The organism is Tabrizicola sp., assembly GCF_036781545.1.
Classification (GTDB): Bacteria; Pseudomonadota; Alphaproteobacteria; order Rhodobacterales; family Rhodobacteraceae; genus Tabrizicola.
Map to the genome: position 1 here is coordinate 1 of NZ_DAIQAT010000041.1, position 15,045 is coordinate 15,045.

Genomic DNA, 15,045 nt, shown 5'->3' on the forward strand with positions numbered 1-15,045 from the left:
GCAAGGACAAGGGCAAGAAGGGTGAGATCACCCAGGTCATGCCCAAGGACAACAAAGCCGTGGTCGAGGGCATCAACATCGCCATCCGTCACACCAAGCAGAGCCAGACCTCGCAGGGTGGCCGCCTTCCGCAGGCGATGCCGATCGACCTGTCGAACCTGGCCCTCGTCGATGCCAACGGCAAGGCGACCCGCGTCGGCTTCCGCGTGGAAGACGGCACCAAGGTGCGCTTCGCCAAGACCACTGGGGACGTGATCTGATGCTGGACGCTGCGACTTACACCCCGCGCTTCAAGGCCGACTACAAGAACCGCATCCGTGCGGCTCTGAAGGAAGAGTTCGGCTACAAGAACGACATGATGATCCCGCGTCTGGACAAGATCGTCCTGAACATGGGCGTCGGCGAAGCGGTGAAAGACACCAAGAAGGTGAAATCGGCCCAGGCCGACCTGAGCCTGATCGCCGGCCAGCAGGCCGTCATCACCAAGGCGAAAAACTCGATCGCGGGCTTCCGGGTCCGTGAAGAGATGCCGCTCGGCACCAAGGTCACCCTCCGCGGCGACCGGATGTACGAGTTCCTGGATCGCCTGATCACCGTCGCGCTGCCGCGCGTCCGCGACTTCCGCGGCGTGAAAGGCAACTCGTTCGATGGTCGCGGCAACTATGCCATGGGCCTCAAGGAACACATCGTCTTCCCGGAAATCGACTTCGACAAGGTCGATGAGGTTCTGGGTATGGACATCATCATCTGCACCACCGCGAAAACCGACGCGGAAGCCAAGGCGCTGTTGAAGCAATTCAACATGCCCTTCATGGCCTGACGCGGAAGGAGAGAGAAACATGGCTAAAAAATCCATGGTCGAGCGCGAGAAGAAGCGTCAGAAGCTGGTGCAGCAATATGCCGGCAAACGCGCTGCCCTGAAGGCGATCGCGGCCGACCCGAGCAATTCGATGGAAGACCGGTTCAAGGCGAACCTGAAACTGGCGGAACTGCCGCGGAACTCCTCCGCGACCCGCCTGCACAACCGCTGCGAGCTGACCGGCCGTCCGAAGGCCTATTACCGCAAGCTGCAATTGTCGCGGATCATGCTGCGCGAGCTCGGCTCGTTCGGCCAGATCCCCGGCATGGTCAAGTCGAGCTGGTAAGGAGGGTACGCATATGATGAACGATCCTCTCGGCGATATGCTGACCCGCATCCGCAACGCGCAGATGCGCGGCAAGTCGACTGTCCGCACGCCGGCGTCGAAGCTGCGCGCCTGGGTGCTCGACGTTCTCGCGAACGAAGGCTACATCCGCGGGTATGAGCGCGTGACCTCCTCGGACGGTCATGCCGAGCTGGAAATCCAGCTCAAGTACTCGGCCGGTGAGCCCGCGATCCGCGAGCTGAGCCGCGTCTCCAAGCCTGGCCGCCGCGTTTACGCCGGCGCCCGGGAAATCCCGTCGGTCCGCAACGGCCTCGGCGTTTCGGTGGTTTCGACCCCGAAAGGCGTGATGTCCGATGCGGCGGCACGCGCTGCCAATGTCGGCGGCGAAGTGCTCTGCCGCGTGTTCTGAGGAGGGCTGAAATGTCTCGTATCGGCAAGAAGCCCGTCGCTCTGCCCAAGGGTGTGGACGCCAAGATCGAGGGCCAGAAGGTCATCGTGAAGGGCCCCAAAGGCACCCTGACCTTCACCGCCACCGACGATGTGACCATCGTTCAGGAAGACGGCAGCATCAAGGTGACCCCCCGGGGCACCTCGAAGCGTGCGCGCCAGCAATGGGGCATGGCCCGCTCGATGGTCGAGAACCTGACCATCGGCGTGACAACCGGCTTCAAGAAGGAAATGGAACTGGTCGGCGTCGGTTACCGCGCGGCGATGCAGGGCAAGGACCTGAAGCTGTCGCTCGGCTACAGCCACGACGTGATCTTCGAGGTGCCGCAAGGCATCACCGTCGCCACGCCGAAACCCACCGAGATCGTGATCGAAGGCATCGACGCGCAGCAAGTGGGCCAGGTTGCGGCCAATATCCGCGAGTGGCGTTCGCCTGAGCCCTACAAGGGCAAAGGCATCCGCTACAAGGGCGAGTTCATCTTCCGCAAGGAAGGCAAGAAGAAGTAAGGACGCGACAGATGGCGAACACCAAGCTCAAGCTGTTCCAGAAGCGTCGTCAGCGCGTCCGGAACAAACTGCGGAAAACCGCCAACGGCCGTCTGCGGCTGTCGGTTCACCGTTCCAACAAGAACATCAGCGCCCAGCTGATCGACGATGCCAAGGGGATCACTGTCGCCTCGGCCTCGACGCTCGAAAAAGAGCTGGGCGTGGTCGGTGTGAACAACATCGACGCGGCCACGAAAGTGGGCGCCGCGATCGCCGAGCGTGCGAAAGCCGCCGGCATCGAGGAATGCTACTTCGACCGGGGCGGCTTCCTGTTCCACGGGAAGATCAAGGCCCTGGCCGATGCCGCCCGCGAAGGCGGCCTGAAGTTCTGATCCCTGCAGGCGGCGTCCCTTCCGGGGTGCCGCCTCGATGATCGAGGGCGGGTTCCATCAGGGGACCGCCACTGTGATCGGATACCATCGGCGCTTCGACGCCATGATTGAAAGGAATGCCGTCAATGGCAGAACGTGAAAACCGCCGGGACCGCCGCCGCGACGACCGCGAGGAGACCCCGGAATTCCAGGATCGCCTTGTCGCGATCAACCGGGTGTCGAAGACCGTGAAGGGCGGCAAGCGCTTCGGCTTCGCCGCGCTCGTCGTCGTCGGTGACCAGAAGGGCCGCGTCGGCTTCGGCAAAGGCAAGGCGAAAGAGGTCCCCGAGGCCGTTCGCAAGGCCACCGAGCAGGCGAAGCGCTCGATGATCCGCGTCCAGCTCAAGGACGGCCGGACGCTGCACCACGACATCGAGGGCCGTCATGGCGCCGGTAAAGTCGTGATGCGGACCTCGGTTCCCGGTACCGGGATCATCGCGGGCGGCCCGATGCGCGCCGTGTTCGAGATGCTGGGCCTGCAGGACGTCGTGGCGAAATCGCTCGGCTCGCAGAACCCCTACAACATGATCCGCGCGACCATGGACGGCCTCAAGAAGCAGGCCAGCCCCCGTCAGGTGGCCCAGCGCCGCGGCAAGAAAGTGGCCGACATCCTCCGCAAGGAAGATGCGCCGGTCGAAGCGTAAGGAGAGACCGACATGGCTACCATCGTCGTCAAGCAGATCGGCTCGCCCGCGCGCCGTCCCGCCAAGCAGCGTGACACGCTGAAGGGCCTCGGCCTGAACAAGATGCACAAGACCCGCGAACTCGAGGACACCCCCTCGGTCCGCGGCATGGTCAACGCGATCCCGCATCTGGTCACGATCGTCGAAGAAAAAGCCTGAGCCGACGGGTTCAGACAGAGAGAAAGGGCGGGGGCAACCCCGCCCTTTTTCGTTTGGCGCGCCGCTAGCCAACGTAGGGTGGGCAATATCGCCCATCCTACCCCTCCTCGACCGAACGTGAACGGCCCCCCGCTTCCTTTCCCGGCCCCGCTCGCCTACCCCTGACCGGCCCCCAGCGGAGCCCGTCATGCGTCTGGTCCTGACCCTTTCCCTGATCCTCGGCCCCCTCGCCGCCGAGGCCAGTATCTGCGACTATCGCCTGTCCTCGCTGATCCAGCGGCGGGGCTCGCCGGCGATGGAGGCCGAGCGCGCCGCCACCGCCACGCCCGAGGATCAGGGGCCGCTCCTCTATTTCACCGTCAACCCGCGCACCGGCGAAACCAGCCTCGGCGCCACCGGCACCGGCACTCCCAACGACGGCTTCCTGACCCGCACCGCGCGAGTCCTGGGGTCCGCCGTCGCCATCGTCACCCGCGATTCGCCCCTGGTCAGCGCGGGGGGCGCCGTGGCGGGGGCGGGGATCGAGGCGGTGTGCTTTTTCCGCGACGAGCGCATCACCGATTACGACGAAGTGCTGGCGGTGCTGGAGGTCGTGAGCCTGACCATGCCGCCCGACCTCTTCGCGCTCATCGAGCCGGGCCTTGAACGCCGCGACGCCTTCGTGCGCCTCAACCGCAATGACGGGTATGAGGCGGTCGAGTACGAGGTGGACGACCTCTATATCGTCAACGGGCAGCTCCGGCACCGCAACTGGGGCGTCAACGACATCGTCGGCGACATAACCATCTTCCTGCCGCGCGCGCCGGAATAGGGCGTCCAACGGCGACGTGACTTGCCAGCCGCGGCGCATCATGGCTTGCTTTCGCCATGCTGGAAGCGCTCGCCCTGATGACCGGACGCCCGACCGATCCCGACGCGGGAAAGCGGCTGGACAGGCTGCGCCGCGCGGCCTGGCAGCGGTTGGGCCTGACGCGTGATCGCGGCATGCTGACCGTGCCGGGCTTCCCGGCCTATTTCGGCGCAGCCTTCGTGTTTCGCGAAAGCCCGCGGGACCGGGCCGAGCCGCGGGACTGGTTCATGATCCAGGTCATGGATGACAGCGAGGTGGCGGGCAATGCCGCCTACCATGCCGCGTATCGCGACTGGCTGTTGGGGCACATGCGGGCGCTGCATGGCGTTCAGCCCTTCCCCTTCGCGGTGGTCTGCCCCTATGACAAGTTGCCCCTGCCGGACAGTGTCCTCGCCGGTCGGCCGGGCGGGGACGGCCTCTGTTTCACCGAGGTGGACGGGCATCTGATCCCCCGGCGCGGCTGATCCGCCCGCGTCGTTGCAAACGCGACGGTGGCCCCTTGCCATCGCGCAGCCTCTGCGCCACCTTTCGGGGCCGCCAAGGGAGGGCCTCATGCCGGACGTCGCCGACTTCGACCTCAACCGGATCGATCTGGAGTACATTCGCGATCCCTATCCGACCCTCCGCGCCCTGCGCGAGCGCTCGCCCGTGCACCGCAACGCTGATGGTTCGGTCTTCCTGACGCGGCACGCCGATGTGCTGAAAGTCTATCAATCGCGTGCCATGCTGTCGGACAAGACCGAGGAATTCGGCAAGAAATTCGGGCAATGCCCGCTGCATACCCACCACACCACCAGCCTGGTGTTCAACGACCCGCCCTATCACACCGTGGTGCGCAAGCTGCTCGCCTCGGCCTTCACGCCGCGCAAGCTCGCGGTTTTCGAGGGGCTGATCGAGGGGATCGTCGAACGCCTGCTGGACCGGGTGGAGGAGAAGGGCGAGCTGGACCTGATCGAGGATTTCGCCAAGGTCCTGCCGACCGAGATCATCAGCTTCATGCTGGGCATCCCGCCCGAATACCGCCAGAAGCTGCGCGGCTATTCGCTGGCGATCCTGGGCGCGCTGGACCCGGTGGTGCCGCCCGAGCGGATCAGGGCCGGCAATGAGGCGGTGGTGGAATTCACCGAGATCCTCAGCGACATCATCGACCACCGCCGCCGCAACCGGGAGGGGGCGATGGAGGGCGAGGTGCTGGAAAGCCTGATCTTCGGCGAGGTGGACGGCAAGCGCCTGAACGACGAGGAACTGATGCAGAACTGCATCTTCCTGCTGAACGCGGGGCACGAGACGACCACCAGTCTGGTCGGCAATTCGGTCGGCATCCTGCTCAAGAACCCCGACGAGCACCGCCGCCTGATCGCCGATCCCGGACTCATCACCACGGCGGTGGAGGAATTCCTGCGCGTGGAAAGCCCCCTGCAGCAGGGCAACCGGCTGGCGGGCGAAGAGATCGACCTCGGCGATGTGGTGCTGCCCAAGGGCACCTATATCCATACCTCGATCGCCGCCGCGAACCGCGACCCGGCGGTCTTCGCCGATCCCGACCGCGTGGACCTCTCGCGCAGCCCCAACAAGCACCTGGCTTTCGCCACCGGGATCCACGTCTGCCTCGGCGCGACGCTGGCCCGGGTCGAGGGGCGGATCGCGGTCGGCGGGCTGGTGAAGCGCTTCCCGCGGCTGGCCGCGAACGGCCCCGCCACCATGGTGCCGCTGGCGCGGTTCCGGGGCTATGCGACCCTGCCGGTCCGGGTGCGCTGAGGCGACCCTTGCCCGCACGGGACCCCTCCCGACCGGAGGGCTGCGCCTCGCCCGCCCGTGCCCCTTCAGCCCGTCACCAGGGCTACCAGCACCCACAGGGCCATCGCGATCACGATCAGCGAACCGATCGTGTAGAAAACCGACCGGACTTCGTGGCTCTGGGCGGTGCCATAGGCGACGGCATGGGCGGCGCGGGCCAGCACGAAGCCGTACATCAGAACCTGCGCCACCCACAGCGCCGGGTTCACCGCCACGAAGGCCAGCCCCACCGCCCAGAAGGCCGGGATATTTTCCAGATCGTTACGGTGCATCCGGCGTGAGCGGTCAACCGCCTCGTTGGGGCCCAATTGCGACGGGTCCGGCACCCGGTTCAGCAGGCCGGGCCGCAGATCCTCGGGGCTGGCCCAGCCGCCGCCCGTCGCCATCATCCGCCAGACGGTCATCCAGCCCTGGCCCATGACCTTCAGCACCGTCAGCGCAACGGCGATCAGGTAGACCCGGAAGACCGGGTTCTCCACGCTCAGCAATTCCATGAGGACCCTCCTCGGTGAAGGCTCCATCAACGACCCAATCCGGCGCCGCGTCAACCGGGCGGCTCTTGATCCGCCGCTCCTTCCCGTCTATACGCCCCCCGGTCGGCCCCAAGGTCCGACTCGACCCAACCACATGCCGTGTTGCCCCCTTTCGTCGCAGACGGGGTATTCCGGCCAAGGAGATGCGACCATGAAACTGAACGAACTGCACGACAATCCCGGCGCCACCAAGACCAAGAAGCGCGTTGCGCGCGGTCCGGGTTCGGGCAAGGGCAAGACCGCCGGCCGCGGTATCAAGGGCCAGAAATCCCGCTCGGGCGTGGCGATCAACGGGTATGAAGGCGGCCAGATGCCCCTCTACCGCCGCCTGCCGAAGCGCGGCTTCAACAAGCCGAACCGCAAGGAATGGGCCGTCACCAACCTGGGCGCCATCGCCAAGTTCATCGAAGACGGCAAGATCGACGCGAAGGTCGAGATCACCGAAGACGTGCTGGTCGCCTCGGGCCTGGTGCGCCGCAAGCTGGACGGCATCCGCGTTCTGGCCAAGGGCGAGATCGGCCAGGCCGTGACCCTCGCTGTCACCGGCGCCTCGAAAGCGGCTGTCGAGGCCGTGGCGAAAGCCGGCGGCACGCTGAAAACCACCGTCGCGGCGGCTGAAGCGGCCGAATAAGGTGTTGTGGGCGGCGCCGTCGCCCCTTACATCATCCGCATGGGTTTTCCTGCGCCGCCGAACCGGAGCCCGGATCGGCGGCGCTGTCATGAAAGAAACGGAACATGGCTTCTTCTGCAGAGCAAATGGCGGCCAACACCTCGTGGGCCACGCTCGCCAAGGCCAAGGACCTGCGCCAGCGCATTTTCTTCGCCATCGGCCTGCTGATCGTCTACCGGATCGGCACCTATATCCCGGTGCCCGGGATCGACGGCGGACAGCTGCGCGAGTTCATGTCGGGCGCGGCGGCGGGTCTGGGCGGCATGCTCAACATGTTCACCGGCGGCGCCATCGCCCGCATGGGGATCTTCGCCCTGGGCATCATGCCCTATATTTCGGCTTCGATCATCGTGCAGCTGGTGGCCTCGATGTACGGCCCCTGGCAGAACCTCCGCAAGGAAGGTGAACTGGGTCGCCGCAAGCTGAATCAATACACCCGCTACGGCACCGTCTTCCTGGCGCTGGTGCAATCCTATGGCCTCGCGATCTCGCTCGAGGCCGGCGATCTGGCCACCGATCCGGGCTGGTTCTTCCGTATCTCGACCGTCATCACCCTGGTCGGCGGCACGCTGTTCCTGATGTGGCTGGGCGAGCAGATCACCTCGCGCGGGATCGGCAACGGCATCTCGCTCATCATCTTCGTCGGGATCATCGCCGAACTGCCGGCGCAGCTGGCGCAATTCCTGACCCAGAGCCGGGCTGAGAACACCAACTGGATGCTGGTCGTCGGCATCCTGGGGATGATGATCGCGCTGGTGGCCTTCGTCGTCTTCATGGAACGCGCGCTGAGGAAGGTGCATATCCAGTACCCGCGGCGACAGGTCGGCATGAAGGTCTATGACGGCGGCTCGTCGCATCTGCCGATCAAGGTCAACCCGGCCAACGTGATTCCGGCGATCTTCGCCTCGTCGCTGCTGCTGCTGCCGACCACGCTCAGCACCTTCTCGGGCCAGTCCACGAACCCGGTCATGGCGACGATCCTTGCCTATTTCGGGCCGGGGCAGCCGCTGTATCTGGTGTTCTTCGCCGCGCTGATCATCTTCTTCACCTTCTTCTACACGCTCAACGTGTCGTTCAAGGTCGATGACATCGCCGACAACCTGAAGAACCAGAACGGGTTCATCCCCGGCATCCGCCCGGGCAAGCGGACCGAGGAATACCTGCACTATATCGTCACCCGCATCTGTACCGTCGGCGCGATCTATCTGGCCGCCGTGGCGCTGATGCCGGAAATCCTGCGCGCCGAACTGGCCATCCCCTTCTACTTCGGCGGCACCTCGGTGCTGATCGTCGTGGCGGTGACGCTGGATACGATGAGCCAGGTCCAGTCGCATCTGGTGGCGCATCAATACGAGGGCCTGCTGGAGCGTTCGCAGCTGCGTGGCCGTAAACGTACCGACGGCAGCAAGCCTGCCCGCAAGAAAGGGCCTGCCCTGCGATGAACATCATTCTTCTGGGCGCCCCGGGCGCCGGCAAGGGGACCCAGGCACGGATTCTGGTCGAGGGCCGCGGCATGGTCCAGCTGTCGACCGGCGACATGCTGCGCGCCGCCCGCACCTCGGGGACCGAGATGGGCCAGAAGGTCGCCGCTGTCATGGATGCGGGCCAGCTGGTCACGGACGAGATCGTCATCGGCCTGATCGCCGAGCAGCTGGAGAAGGGCGCCAAGGGCGGCTTCATCTTCGACGGCTTCCCCCGGACGCTGGCCCAGGCCGATGCTTTGGGCGATCTGCTGGCGGCCAAGGGCGAGTCGCTTGATGCGGTGGTGGAACTGCGCGTCGATGACGAGGCACTGGTCGACCGCATCACCGGTCGCTTCACCTGCGGCAATTGCGGTGAGGTCTATCACGACCGCACGAAGCCCACCAAAGTGCCGGGCGTCTGCGATGTCTGCGGCAGCCACGATCTGAAGCGCCGCGCCGACGACAACGAGGACAGCCTGCGCCAGCGCCTGCTGGAATATTACAAGAAAACCTCGCCGCTGATCGGCTATTACCACGCCAAGGGCAAGCTCAACGTGGTGGACGGGTTGCAGGACATGACCAAGGTCACGGCCGATGTGGCGGGCGCCTTGGGCGGCTGAGTCTTGCTGGACCGGCAAATCGAACTACCCTCCTGACCCAGTGTCACGGAGGGTTTTTCATGCGCTATCCCCTGCTTCTGCCGGCCGCGCTGGTCGCGGCGCTGCCCGCGACGGCCTCGGCCCAGGGGCTCGCCTGGGTCTCGAACACCGCCATCTGCCCGGATCTGCGCGCCGGGGCCATGGCCGAGGCGGTGCTGGGCGAGGGCGATGCGCTGCTGCTGGAATCCTCCGGCATCACCGGGATGGAGTATCGCTGCGTCTTCTCGCCCGCGCTCGACCTTGATGCGGCGGACCTGACCGTCACCACCCATACCGGCCATTGCGAGGAGCCGGGGCTGATCACGCCCCAGCTTTTCACCTTCCGCATGGAGCGCGAGGAGACGCCCCGCATCAGCCTTTTCGACGGGTCCGAGTCGGCCACGGTGTTCTTCGCCTGCCCCTGACGCCGGGGAGCGGCGAAAAAACACTTGACAGAAAGGGCCTGCCCTTGACCTCGGGCTGAAAACCGCCTACCCGATGCGCCTGATCCCGCGATCCGAGTCGCCCGCCGACTCGGATTGTTCGTTTGGCCCATGGGCCGGGGTCATTCGTCTGGCACGGCGCCCCGCAGGCTCGTGTTGTGAAAAAAGGTTCTGGCACTACGGAACCGCAACAAAAGGAAGAAACCGCGTGGCACGTATTGCTGGCGTCAACATCCCCACCGGAAAGCGCGTTCCCATCGCTCTCCAGTACATCCACGGTATCGGTCCGGCCATCGCCGACCAGATCGTCACCGCGCTGAACATCGAGCCGGCCCGCCGGGTCAACCAGCTCACTGACGACGAAGTGCTCGCGATCCGCGAATACATCGACGCCAACCTGACCGTCGAAGGCGACCTGCGCCGCGAAGTCACCATGAACGTCAAGCGCATGATGGACATGGGGTCGTACCGCGGCCTGCGTCACCGCCGCAACCTGCCCGTGCGCGGCCAGCGCACCCATACCAACGCCCGCACCCGCAAGGGCCCGGCGAAGCCGATCGCCGGCAAGAAGAAGTAAGGGAGGGCAGGACCAATGGCTCGCGACACCAAATCCACCGCGCGCGTCAAGCGCAAGGAACGCAAGAACATCGCCGCTGGCGTGGCGCATGTGAACTCGACGTTCAACAACACCAAGATCCTGATCTCGGACGTGCAGGGCAACGCCATCTCGTGGTCGTCGGCCGGCACCATGGGCTTCAAGGGCTCGCGCAAATCGACGCCCTACGCCGCCCAGCTCGCCGCCGAGGACGCCGCCAAGAAGGCGCAGGAACACGGCCTTCGCACCCTCGAGGTCGAGGTGCAGGGCCCCGGCTCGGGCCGCGAATCGGCGCTGCGCGCGCTGGCCGCCGCCGGGCTGCAGATCACTTCGATCCGCGACGTGACGCCGCTGGCCCACAACGGCTGCCGTCCGCCGAAGCGTCGCCGCGTCTGACGCAGAATCAACAGGGATCGGACCGCACCTGAGCGTGCGGTCCGATTCTGTCATGAAGTCCCTCGGGCGTATCCGGCTTCGGTCATGACCCGGATACAGGAATGGAGGCAGATCCATGATCCACAAGAACTGGCAGGAATTGATCAAGCCGGCGCAACTCGACGTTCGCCCCGGTGCCGATCCCTCGCGCAAGGCGACCGTCGTCGCCGAACCGCTCGAGCGCGGCTTTGGCCTGACGCTGGGCAACGCGCTGCGCCGCATCCTGATGTCGTCGCTGCAGGGCGCGGCCATCACCTCGGTGCAGATCGACAACGTGCTGCACGAGTTTTCCTCGGTCGCCGGTGTGCGTGAAGACGTGACCGACATCGTTCTGAACCTCAAGGGCGTGGCGCTGAAGATGGAAGTGGACGGGCCGAAGCGCGTCACCATTTCCGCGCGCGGCCCCTCGGTGGTGAAGGCGGGCGATATCGCCGTGACCAACGGGATCGAGGTCCTGAACAAGGACCACGTGATCTGTCACCTCGACGACGGCGCCGAGCTGTTCATGGAGCTGACGGTCAACACCGGCAAGGGCTATGTTGGTGCGGACAAGAACCGCCCCGAGGATGCGCCCATCGGCCTGATCCCGATCGACGCGATCTATTCGCCGGTCAAGAAGGTCGCCTACGAAGTCACGCCGACCCGCGAGGGCCAGGTGCTGGACTACGACAAGCTGACCATGAAGATCGAAACCGACGGCTCGGTCACGCCCGAGGATGCCGTGGCCTTCGCCGCGCGCATCCTGCAAGACCAGCTGCAAGTCTTCGTCAACTTCGACGAGCCGGAAGCGGCGGGTCGCGGTGGCGAGGATGACGGGCTCGAGTTCAACCCGCTTCTGCTGAAGAAGGTGGACGAGCTGGAACTGTCGGTGCGTTCGGCCAACTGCCTGAAGAACGACAACATCGTCTATATCGGCGACCTGATCCAGAAGACCGAGGCGGAGATGCTCCGCACCCCGAACTTCGGCCGCAAGTCGCTGAACGAGATCAAGGAAGTGCTCTCGGGCATGGGCCTGCATCTCGGGATGGAAGTCGAGGACTGGCCGCCGGAAAACATCGAAGAGCTGGCCAAGCGCTTCGAAGACCAGTTCTGAACCGACCGGGGTGCGCAATGAATGCGCACCCTACCCGACCCCGTAGGGTGCGCATTCATTGCGCACCTCACACCCCGCGAGACGCGCATTCATTGCGCACCTTGCGCCAAATGCCCGGACCGCCGGGGAACACCCTGGGCTCAATGCCCCAACGACGCCCGCCGCAACGCACGGTTGGCAACACAAAGCAAAAGACGTCATAGGAGATCATCATGCGTCACGCCCGTGGTTACCGCCGCCTGAACCGCACCCACGAACACCGCAAGGCCCTGTTCTCGAACATGGCCGGCTCGCTGATCGAGCACGAGCAGATCAAGACCACCCTTCCCAAGGCGAAGGAACTGCGTCCGATCGTCGAGAAGCTGATCACGCTGGCCAAGCGCGGTGACCTGCACGCCCGCCGCCAGGCCGCGGCGATGCTGAAGGAAGACAAGGACGTCGCCAAGCTGTTCGACGTGCTCGGCCCCCGCTACAAGGACCGCGCCGGTGGCTACATCCGCGTCCTGAAAGCCGGCTTCCGCTATGGCGACATGGCGCCGATGGCGATCATCGAATTCGTCGAGCGCGACGTTTCGGCCAAAGGCGCCGCCGACAAGGCTCGCCTCGAAGCCGAGGACGCCTCGGAAGACTAAGTCCCGCGGCCGCCATCCGGCCCGGACTGGACCCCCGCAGCCTGGCTGCGGGGGTTTTCCGTTGCGGCATGCCGGCTTGACCGGGCAGGCAAGCGGCGTAATCTTGCCCGGGCCGCAGCTAGGGAGCGCCGCCCATGTCCGTGATCGCCCTGATCCTCGTCGCGCTGGTCGCGCTGTTGCATCTCTACATCCTCTGGCTCGAGATGTTCGTCTGGGAAACGCGCGGCCCCGCCGCCTTCCGCTCGCTCCCGCGTGAGCTGTTTCCGCCGACGAAGACCCTCGCCGCCAACCAGGGGCTCTACAACGGCTTCCTCGCCGCCGGGCTGATCTGGTCGCTGTTCATCGGCGATCCCGCCTGGGCGAAGAATGTCGCCACCTGCTTCCTGCTTTTCGTCCTGACCGCCGGTGCCTATGGCGCGGCCACCGCCAGCCCGCGGATCTTCCTGGTGCAGGGCGTGCCCGCGCTGCTGGGCCTTGCCGCCGTCTGGCTGCTCTGACCTCGCCCCGGCCCATCCCAATTCCGTGAGCCCGCGTTGCATGTCCTGCCCTGCGGACCCATAGTTCCGGGATACCGCAGAACGGAGGCATCCATGCGTATCGTCGGGCTGGTTCTCGTCGGGGCTCTCGCCGGGGTGGGGATCACCCTGGGCGCGATGCAGAATTTCACGCCGGTCACCGCCCAGTCCCTGACCAACACGCCGCCGCCCGCCGCCGCACCGCTGCCGCCCGAGCGGCTGACGCCCACAACCGTGACCCAGGTGCCGGAGAGCCAGGCCCAGGTCCAACTCAGCTTCGCGCCCGTGGTGCGCCAGACCGCCCCCGCCGTGGTCTCGATCTATGCCCGCCGGGTGGTCGCCGAACAGCAAAGCCCCTTCTTCAACGACCCGTTCTTCAACCAGCTCTTCGGCAACCGGGGACAGGCCACGCCCCGGGTGCAGAACGCGCTGGGGTCGGGGGTGATCCTGCAGTCGGACGGGATCGTCGTCTCGAATTACCATGTGGTGGGCGAGGCCGACGACATCCGCGTCGTGCTGAACGACCGCCGCGAATTCGCCGCCGACGTGATCCTGGCGGATGAGGAAAGCGACCTCGCCATCCTGCGCCTGCGCGGCGCCTCGGACCTGCCCGCGATCCCGATCGCCGACAGCGACCGGGTCGAGGTGGGCGATCTGGTGCTGGCCATCGGCAATCCGTTCGGCGTGGGCCAGACGGTCAGCTCCGGCATCGTCTCGGCGCTGGCGCGGTCGGGGATCGCCGTGGGATCGGGGCGCGGCTATTTCATCCAGACCGATGCGGCGATCAACCCGGGCAATTCGGGCGGCGCGCTGGTCGATATGCAGGGCCACCTCGTTGGCATCAATTCGGCGATCCTGACCCGCTCGGGCGGCTCTAACGGGATCGGCTTCGCCATCCCCGCCAATCTGGTCAGCCAGGTCGTCGCCCAGGCCGAAAGCGGCGAGACGCATTTCCAGCGCCCCTGGATGGGCGTGACCGGCCAGGCCGTTGATGCGACCCTGGCCGAGGCCTTGGGCCTCGGCCTGCCGCAGGGCGTGGTGATCGCCGCGCTGCACCCGGAAAGCCCGCTGGCCGATGCCGGGCTCAGGGCGGGCGATGTGGTGCTGGCGGTGGACGGCGACCCGGTCAATGCGCCGCAAGAGATGATGTTCCGCCTGGCCGCGCGTGGCATCGGCGGCAGCGCGCGGCTGAGCTGGGTGCGCGACGGCCAGCGGCAGGAGAGCGACGTGGCGCTGATCGCGCCGCCCGAGACGCCCGAACGCAACCGCCTGACCGTGCGCGGTGTGGCGCTGCGCGGGCTGGTGGCCGAGACGATCAACCCCGCCGTCGCCGCCGAGCGCGGCCTCGATCCCCAGGCCAGGGGCGTGGTGGTGGTCGAGGCGCAGGACATCGCCGCCCGCGCCGGCCTCGCACCCGGGGACATCCTGCTCTCGGTCAACCGCCAGCCGGTGCCCGACACCGCGGCACTGGACCGCGCGCTGCGCGATCCCTCGCGGTATTGGGAGGTCGAACTCCTGCGCGACGGCCGCCGCAGCCTCCTGCGCTTCCGCCTCTGACCGCGCGCCCGGGGCCGGCCGCGGCAAGGGGGGCCGTCTGCCCCCCTTGACCCCCCGAGGATATTTGCAGCGCAAAGATGGGGCTTAAGGATCCGTTAACCCGCATCTTTGCGCCGTAAATATCCCACGGGGGTCCGGGGGTGTGAAACCCCCGGCGCTGGCCAAGGGCGCGCGGCTGAGCCGAAGGCGCCTTCCCCCCGCCCCGGGCAGCGCATAGATTCCCCCCATGGCCGATCTCTTCGATTCCCCCTCCGACGACTCCCGCGCCCCGGACGCGCCGCGCCCGCTGGCCGACCGGCTGCGCCCGCAATCGCTGGCGCAGGTCATCGGGCAGGAGGCGGTGCTGGGAACGGATGGCCCGCTCGGCGCCATGCTGGCGGCGGGGACGCTGGGCTCGCTGATCCTCTGGGGGCCGCCGGGGGTGGGCAAGACCACCATCGCCCGGCTGCTGGCCGCCGAGACGGATCTGCATT

The 15,045-nt window shown here is 66.3% G+C and carries 23 protein-coding genes; 22 read left to right on the forward strand and 1 reads right to left on the reverse strand.

Going from position 1 to position 15,045, the window contains the following annotated elements:
- From rplX to V7Q39_RS08900, 11 genes are all read left to right on the forward strand, one after another.
- Nucleotides 1–260: 50S ribosomal protein L24 (rplX, locus tag V7Q39_RS08850; protein ID WP_333816205.1), on the forward strand; the 260-nt coding region annotated here is incomplete at its 5' end.
- A complete protein-coding gene (rplE, locus tag V7Q39_RS08855; RefSeq protein ID WP_333816206.1) occupies nucleotides 260–820 on the forward strand; it encodes a 50S ribosomal protein L5 in 561 nt (186 codons plus the stop codon). The genes rplX and rplE, both read left to right, overlap by 1 nt.
- A 19-nt stretch (nucleotides 821–839) precedes the next feature.
- Complete coding sequence (rpsN, locus tag V7Q39_RS08860) at nucleotides 840–1,145, forward strand: 30S ribosomal protein S14 (protein WP_333816207.1); 306 nt, start codon at nucleotides 840–842, stop codon at nucleotides 1,143–1,145.
- Between the two features lie 16 nt (nucleotides 1,146–1,161).
- Nucleotides 1,162–1,554 (forward strand): 30S ribosomal protein S8, encoded by a 393-nt coding sequence (gene rpsH, locus V7Q39_RS08865; protein ID WP_333816234.1) that lies wholly within the window; start codon nucleotides 1,162–1,164, stop codon nucleotides 1,552–1,554.
- An 11-nt stretch (nucleotides 1,555–1,565) separates the two neighbouring features.
- The gene (rplF, locus tag V7Q39_RS08870; protein WP_333816208.1) at nucleotides 1,566–2,099 is read left to right on the forward strand and encodes a 50S ribosomal protein L6; all 534 of its coding nucleotides are present in this window, start codon (nucleotides 1,566–1,568) and stop codon (nucleotides 2,097–2,099) included.
- A gap of 11 nt (nucleotides 2,100–2,110) precedes the next feature.
- Nucleotides 2,111–2,470 (forward strand): 50S ribosomal protein L18, encoded by a 360-nt coding sequence (gene rplR, locus V7Q39_RS08875; protein ID WP_333816209.1) that lies wholly within the window; start codon nucleotides 2,111–2,113, stop codon nucleotides 2,468–2,470.
- Between the two features lie 125 nt (nucleotides 2,471–2,595).
- Nucleotides 2,596–3,153, forward strand: a complete 558-nt coding sequence (rpsE, locus tag V7Q39_RS08880; protein WP_333816210.1) for a 30S ribosomal protein S5 — start codon at nucleotides 2,596–2,598, stop codon at nucleotides 3,151–3,153.
- 12 nt (nucleotides 3,154–3,165) lie between these two features.
- Nucleotides 3,166–3,351 carry a 50S ribosomal protein L30 gene (gene rpmD / locus V7Q39_RS08885; RefSeq protein WP_107754954.1) on the forward strand — a complete coding sequence of 62 codons (186 nt, stop codon included), beginning with the start codon at nucleotides 3,166–3,168 and terminating at the stop codon, nucleotides 3,349–3,351.
- Nucleotides 3,352–3,538: 187 nt separating this feature from the next.
- Nucleotides 3,539–4,162, forward strand: coding sequence for a hypothetical protein (locus V7Q39_RS08890; RefSeq protein ID WP_333816211.1), 624 nt, complete (start codon nucleotides 3,539–3,541; stop codon nucleotides 4,160–4,162).
- A gap of 56 nt (nucleotides 4,163–4,218) precedes the next feature.
- Complete coding sequence (locus V7Q39_RS08895) at nucleotides 4,219–4,665, forward strand: hypothetical protein (RefSeq protein ID WP_333816212.1); 447 nt, start codon at nucleotides 4,219–4,221, stop codon at nucleotides 4,663–4,665.
- An 88-nt stretch (nucleotides 4,666–4,753) separates the two neighbouring features.
- Nucleotides 4,754–5,959 carry a cytochrome P450 gene (locus V7Q39_RS08900; protein ID WP_333816213.1) on the forward strand — a complete coding sequence of 402 codons (1,206 nt, stop codon included), beginning with the start codon at nucleotides 4,754–4,756 and terminating at the stop codon, nucleotides 5,957–5,959.
- 65 nt (nucleotides 5,960–6,024) lie between these two features.
- On the opposite strand, the gene V7Q39_RS08905 is transcribed toward V7Q39_RS08900, so the two are convergent.
- Nucleotides 6,025–6,492, reverse strand: coding sequence for an MAPEG family protein (locus V7Q39_RS08905; RefSeq protein ID WP_333816214.1), 468 nt, complete (start codon nucleotides 6,490–6,492; stop codon nucleotides 6,025–6,027).
- 190 nt (nucleotides 6,493–6,682) lie between these two features.
- Here V7Q39_RS08905 and rplO point away from each other — a divergent pair, with 190 nt between their 5' ends.
- From rplO to V7Q39_RS08960, 11 genes are all read left to right on the forward strand, one after another.
- The gene (gene rplO / locus V7Q39_RS08910; RefSeq protein ID WP_333816215.1) at nucleotides 6,683–7,162 is read left to right on the forward strand and encodes a 50S ribosomal protein L15; all 480 of its coding nucleotides are present in this window, start codon (nucleotides 6,683–6,685) and stop codon (nucleotides 7,160–7,162) included.
- 104 nt (nucleotides 7,163–7,266) lie between these two features.
- A complete protein-coding gene (secY, locus tag V7Q39_RS08915) occupies nucleotides 7,267–8,643 on the forward strand; it encodes a preprotein translocase subunit SecY (RefSeq protein WP_333816216.1) in 1,377 nt (458 codons plus the stop codon).
- Nucleotides 8,640–9,284 carry an adenylate kinase gene (locus V7Q39_RS08920; protein WP_333816217.1) on the forward strand — a complete coding sequence of 215 codons (645 nt, stop codon included), beginning with the start codon at nucleotides 8,640–8,642 and terminating at the stop codon, nucleotides 9,282–9,284. Before secY ends, V7Q39_RS08920 begins: the two co-directional genes overlap by 4 nt.
- Before the next feature lie 59 nt (nucleotides 9,285–9,343).
- On the forward strand, nucleotides 9,344–9,727 hold the full coding sequence (locus tag V7Q39_RS08925) for a hypothetical protein (RefSeq protein WP_333816218.1): 384 nt from the start codon (nucleotides 9,344–9,346) through the stop codon (nucleotides 9,725–9,727).
- A gap of 226 nt (nucleotides 9,728–9,953) precedes the next feature.
- Nucleotides 9,954–10,322 carry a 30S ribosomal protein S13 gene (rpsM, locus tag V7Q39_RS08930; RefSeq protein WP_333816219.1) on the forward strand — a complete coding sequence of 123 codons (369 nt, stop codon included), beginning with the start codon at nucleotides 9,954–9,956 and terminating at the stop codon, nucleotides 10,320–10,322.
- A gap of 15 nt (nucleotides 10,323–10,337) precedes the next feature.
- Nucleotides 10,338–10,736, forward strand: coding sequence for a 30S ribosomal protein S11 (gene rpsK, locus V7Q39_RS08935; protein WP_107753517.1), 399 nt, complete (start codon nucleotides 10,338–10,340; stop codon nucleotides 10,734–10,736).
- Between the two features lie 115 nt (nucleotides 10,737–10,851).
- A complete protein-coding gene (locus V7Q39_RS08940; RefSeq protein ID WP_333816220.1) occupies nucleotides 10,852–11,868 on the forward strand; it encodes a DNA-directed RNA polymerase subunit alpha in 1,017 nt (338 codons plus the stop codon).
- Nucleotides 11,869–12,080: 212 nt separating this feature from the next.
- The gene (gene rplQ / locus V7Q39_RS08945) at nucleotides 12,081–12,500 is read left to right on the forward strand and encodes a 50S ribosomal protein L17 (RefSeq protein WP_333816221.1); all 420 of its coding nucleotides are present in this window, start codon (nucleotides 12,081–12,083) and stop codon (nucleotides 12,498–12,500) included.
- 134 nt (nucleotides 12,501–12,634) lie between these two features.
- Nucleotides 12,635–12,997: a DUF1304 domain-containing protein gene (locus tag V7Q39_RS08950; protein WP_333816222.1), complete on the forward strand. Its 363-nt coding sequence runs from the start codon at nucleotides 12,635–12,637 to the stop codon at nucleotides 12,995–12,997.
- 93 nt (nucleotides 12,998–13,090) lie between these two features.
- Nucleotides 13,091–14,572 (forward strand): Do family serine endopeptidase, encoded by a 1,482-nt coding sequence (locus V7Q39_RS08955; protein WP_333816223.1) that lies wholly within the window; start codon nucleotides 13,091–13,093, stop codon nucleotides 14,570–14,572.
- Nucleotides 14,573–14,798: 226 nt separating this feature from the next.
- The coding region (locus V7Q39_RS08960; protein WP_333816224.1) for an AAA family ATPase at nucleotides 14,799–15,045 on the forward strand (247 nt) is incomplete at its 3' end.

Coding starts and splice junctions, on each gene's coding strand:
- rpsE (WP_333816210.1), top strand. CDS start 2,596: ATGGCAGAACGTGAAAACCGCCGGGACCGCCGCCGCGACGACCGCGAG.
- V7Q39_RS08900 (WP_333816213.1), top strand. CDS start 4,754: ATGCCGGACGTCGCCGACTTCGACCTCAACCGGATCGATCTGGAGTAC.
- V7Q39_RS08890 (WP_333816211.1), top strand. CDS start 3,539: ATGCGTCTGGTCCTGACCCTTTCCCTGATCCTCGGCCCCCTCGCCGCC.
- rpsN (WP_333816207.1), top strand. CDS start 840: ATGGCTAAAAAATCCATGGTCGAGCGCGAGAAGAAGCGTCAGAAGCTG.
- V7Q39_RS08950 (WP_333816222.1), top strand. CDS start 12,635: ATGTCCGTGATCGCCCTGATCCTCGTCGCGCTGGTCGCGCTGTTGCAT.
- rplF (WP_333816208.1), top strand. CDS start 1,566: ATGTCTCGTATCGGCAAGAAGCCCGTCGCTCTGCCCAAGGGTGTGGAC.
- rplQ (WP_333816221.1), top strand. CDS start 12,081: ATGCGTCACGCCCGTGGTTACCGCCGCCTGAACCGCACCCACGAACAC.
- V7Q39_RS08925 (WP_333816218.1), top strand. CDS start 9,344: ATGCGCTATCCCCTGCTTCTGCCGGCCGCGCTGGTCGCGGCGCTGCCC.
- V7Q39_RS08895 (WP_333816212.1), top strand. CDS start 4,219: ATGCTGGAAGCGCTCGCCCTGATGACCGGACGCCCGACCGATCCCGAC.
- V7Q39_RS08920 (WP_333816217.1), top strand. CDS start 8,640: ATGAACATCATTCTTCTGGGCGCCCCGGGCGCCGGCAAGGGGACCCAG.
- rpmD (WP_107754954.1), top strand. CDS start 3,166: ATGGCTACCATCGTCGTCAAGCAGATCGGCTCGCCCGCGCGCCGTCCC.
- V7Q39_RS08940 (WP_333816220.1), top strand. CDS start 10,852: ATGATCCACAAGAACTGGCAGGAATTGATCAAGCCGGCGCAACTCGAC.
- rplO (WP_333816215.1), top strand. CDS start 6,683: ATGAAACTGAACGAACTGCACGACAATCCCGGCGCCACCAAGACCAAG.
- rplR (WP_333816209.1), top strand. CDS start 2,111: ATGGCGAACACCAAGCTCAAGCTGTTCCAGAAGCGTCGTCAGCGCGTC.
- rpsK (WP_107753517.1), top strand. CDS start 10,338: ATGGCTCGCGACACCAAATCCACCGCGCGCGTCAAGCGCAAGGAACGC.
- V7Q39_RS08905 (WP_333816214.1), bottom strand. CDS start 6,492: ATGGAATTGCTGAGCGTGGAGAACCCGGTCTTCCGGGTCTACCTGATC.
- rpsH (WP_333816234.1), top strand. CDS start 1,162: ATGAACGATCCTCTCGGCGATATGCTGACCCGCATCCGCAACGCGCAG.
- rplE (WP_333816206.1), top strand. CDS start 260: ATGCTGGACGCTGCGACTTACACCCCGCGCTTCAAGGCCGACTACAAG.
- secY (WP_333816216.1), top strand. CDS start 7,267: ATGGCTTCTTCTGCAGAGCAAATGGCGGCCAACACCTCGTGGGCCACG.
- V7Q39_RS08955 (WP_333816223.1), top strand. CDS start 13,091: ATGCGTATCGTCGGGCTGGTTCTCGTCGGGGCTCTCGCCGGGGTGGGG.